3 protein-coding genes are annotated in these 3,164 nt (G+C 41.6%); all 3 read right to left on the reverse strand.

Features of this window, described 5'->3' with window-relative positions; all coding sequences use genetic code 11:
* Positions 1-195 precede the first annotated feature (195 nt).
* Positions 196-1,359: a M24 family metallopeptidase gene (locus E1176_RS03385; RefSeq protein WP_185152595.1), complete on the reverse strand. Its 1,164-nt coding sequence runs from the start codon at positions 1,357-1,359 to the stop codon at positions 196-198.
* 171 nt (positions 1,360-1,530) lie between these two features.
* Positions 1,531-1,644: a MetS family NSS transporter small subunit gene (locus E1176_RS03390; RefSeq protein WP_155209169.1), complete on the reverse strand. Its 114-nt coding sequence runs from the start codon at positions 1,642-1,644 to the stop codon at positions 1,531-1,533.
* Positions 1,641-3,164, reverse strand: a 1,524-nt coding sequence (locus E1176_RS03395) for a sodium-dependent transporter (RefSeq protein ID WP_246205924.1), incomplete at its 5' end; no start/stop codon positions are given. The genes E1176_RS03395 and E1176_RS03390, both read right to left, overlap by 4 nt.

Below are 3,164 nucleotides of genomic sequence, written 5' to 3' on the forward strand. Positions count from 1 at the left end.
AACCTTGTTAAAAAGCCATTCAGAGCACTCAATACATTTTATACTTTCCCATTATGGGACATAAATCTTATAAACGGTAATATTTTTACATGAGAACTCATGTAACTTTTGGCACTAATTGATCGACATTTTATACATAAAAAAGGCCGAAAAGAAAGTCTTTTCGGCCTTGCTAAAAAGCGTTTTTCTACGCTTCTAATTCTTTATTAAAATTAAAGACTCCTGAGGCTCGATTAGATACTCGGCACCATCAGCAGTAACCACGGCCATCTCTTCAACAGATATAGTTTTTACCTGTCCATCAGGCAATTTCCAGGCATGGAAGCCATCAAAGGCAAAGGTCATACTTTCTTTGAGCTCTTTTTGAGCTGCAGGACGCACATGTGATGATTGAGAGCCTCCCAGATTGGGACCCACATCATGCGCCACATAACCTACCGGGTGCCCTGTGCTCCACATCACATAATCTGAGCCTGCTTTTTCCATAAGTACACGCTGAGCTTTATCTACCTCCACACCCTTCGCTCCCGGAGCCATCGCTGCTAAAGCAGCCCTATTACCGGCCTTAGCACTTTCCCAATAATGTTGCACACTATCAGGAGCTTCTGTTTCACCTGCTCTAAGCACATAGGCAAATCTTTGAATATCGCTTACCCAGCGGTCATATACTTTGATACCAAAATCAATTTGAATAATATCGCCTGATTGAATGACCTTATTTGTAGCGTGAGAATGACCCCGGTCGGGGCCCGAATTTACGTTTGGATTTTGGTCGGGAGCCCAGCCATCAGTAACGCCATACTCCTCCATTTTCTTTTTAAGCATTTTCGCAACCTCAGCATCTGTCGTTTGACCGGGAATTACCTCTTGGTAGACTTCAAGCTGCCAGTCAGCTGTGAGTTGAGCGGCCTTTTTCATTATTTCTACCTCCTCAGGCAGTTTAATAGACAACCATTCATACACTAAATCTGTTGACGGCACCAGTTTGCCTGAGTCATCTCCCAAAGCCTTTTTTACGGCTTCATATTGCGTATGAGAAAGGCCGTCTGCCAGATTATTGGTCTCTGAAATGTTTACAGCAATAGTATTAAAGTCTTGTTGTCTGATAAAATCTGCCGCCTGATCAATAGATGAAGTGCCTCTTTTTACCCTTACTACCTCATCGTGAATCTGCAAATCAGCTAGTGCTGTGGCTTCTCCTTCTGGTGAAAAAACTTTAGATGTAAAACCATCGGTATTGCCGTAAAAAAGAAAAACTGCTGTACCACCGGCATTTTCTCCACCAATATGATCGGCCAGCGGATCATTATTATTCTCCCTACATATTACCAGATAGCAGTCTACACCTGCAGCTTCCATGGCTTTTGGCAGCAACTTATTGATACGCTTCTTTCTGATTTCAGGCCAGGGGTTTTCGCCCCACTACGTCTCAGGGTTAATGGTTTCTACTGACGTTTCTGTAGGTTCATTCTTATCAGAACATGCAAAAGAAAGCATGAAAATAAAAGGTAGTATTTTCTTCATGTTTATCTAGTCTGATTTTTTACCTGCCTCTTTTTTCATCGCAAGGCGAATGAAGAATATGAAACCTCCCACGATTGTACCGACTATCAGTACCATAGATATTATTGCGCCTATACTCATGATGCTTTCTTTACAAATTTCTTATACAAATAACGGTTGATCAATAAACCTACAACCAGGGCTGCGCCCCATTGTGTAATAATCGATGCATTACTATATACGTCAAATAAATTCCAATTTCCGTTAGCATCGAACCATGGGTACTCAGAATACCCCTGAGACATCCACCAGTAAATAAGTATTACGCCAAGGGCTACATTAAACACAAGACAAGAGGCAAAATACTTGATGGGCACATTAAAATCTGAGTCTGTTTCAATATAGTCTCTCATAAATTTTGACGGGCCATACTTAAGTACAGCGATAATTATAAACAATCCTGTGATGATCAATCCTATACCCCACACCCAGTCTTGGTTATTGAAAACATCTAAAGACCATGCTGAAGGAAACCCGAACACTATACAAAATATGGCTGCTCTTATGGCCGCTGACTTTCTGGTAAGGCCCATATCTCGCAGGTTACTTATGAAAAGCTCAAGCATTGGCAGCAATGAACTAAAGGCCGCTAAAAAGAAAGCCAAAAAGAAAATGGCACTTAAAATAGCTCCTCCCTGTATGGTGGCAAACAGCTTAGGAATGATTGTAAACGTGAGGGCCTGATTACCGGTCTGCAGGTAACTGATAGCCTCTCCCTCTGTGGCTGAAAGTGCAAAAACCGCTGGCAAAATAGCCATTCCTGCCATGAGTGAGGCGGTATTATTTCCAAAGCCTCCGATAAATGTATTGAGTACAACATCCTCCTTCTTTCTTGAATATGACGAGATTGTCATAATTAATCCCCAACCCGCCCCGGTAGACCAGGCAGATTGAGATAGTGCTTCTATCCAAATCGTAGGGTTTGAAAAATGCTTCATTTCGATTTTAAACATGTACTCTAAGCCTTTAAAGCCATTTTCCATGTTAAGTGCCATGATTGTAATTACGAGAAGCAGGCCAAATAAAGTAGGTATTAAGATCTTATTGGCTTTTTCCAAACCTTTTTGAATGCCTTTGATCAATACGTAAGTACCGGCTAATATGGCGATGATGTATAATATGATAGTGACAGGATCAGCACTTGAGATACCCGTCCAAAAGTCATTTAAATAGTCGGGGTTAGTCTCAAGCTTATCTGCAATGGTTGCTTCACCTGTAATGAAGCTAAACAAGTTGCGCATCGCTAAACCCAGGTATTGAAGGGCCCAACCCGTAACAACCGAATAGTAAAAGGCTATACCTAGCGTACAAATGGTAATAAAAAAGCCACCCCAAGTCAGGCCTTTGCCGGCCACATTTCCATATGACCCAATTACGCCTTGTTTGTACTTCTTACCGATAGAAAACTCGGCCATGAGTAATGGGATAGACCACACTAACAAGAAAAATATCCATAACAGTAAGAAAGCACCTCCATATTGCCCGGCCAGTCTGGGAAACCTCCACAAATTACCAGCTCCGATAGCCATACCTAAAGAGGCCAATACAATACCCCAGCGATTACTAAACTCTTCTGTTTTTTTAAGCATTAATCCTTTTAA

This window comes from Fulvivirga aurantia, from assembly GCF_009711475.1.
GTDB classification, from domain to species: Bacteria; Bacteroidota; Bacteroidia; order Cytophagales; family Cyclobacteriaceae; genus Fulvivirga; species Fulvivirga aurantia.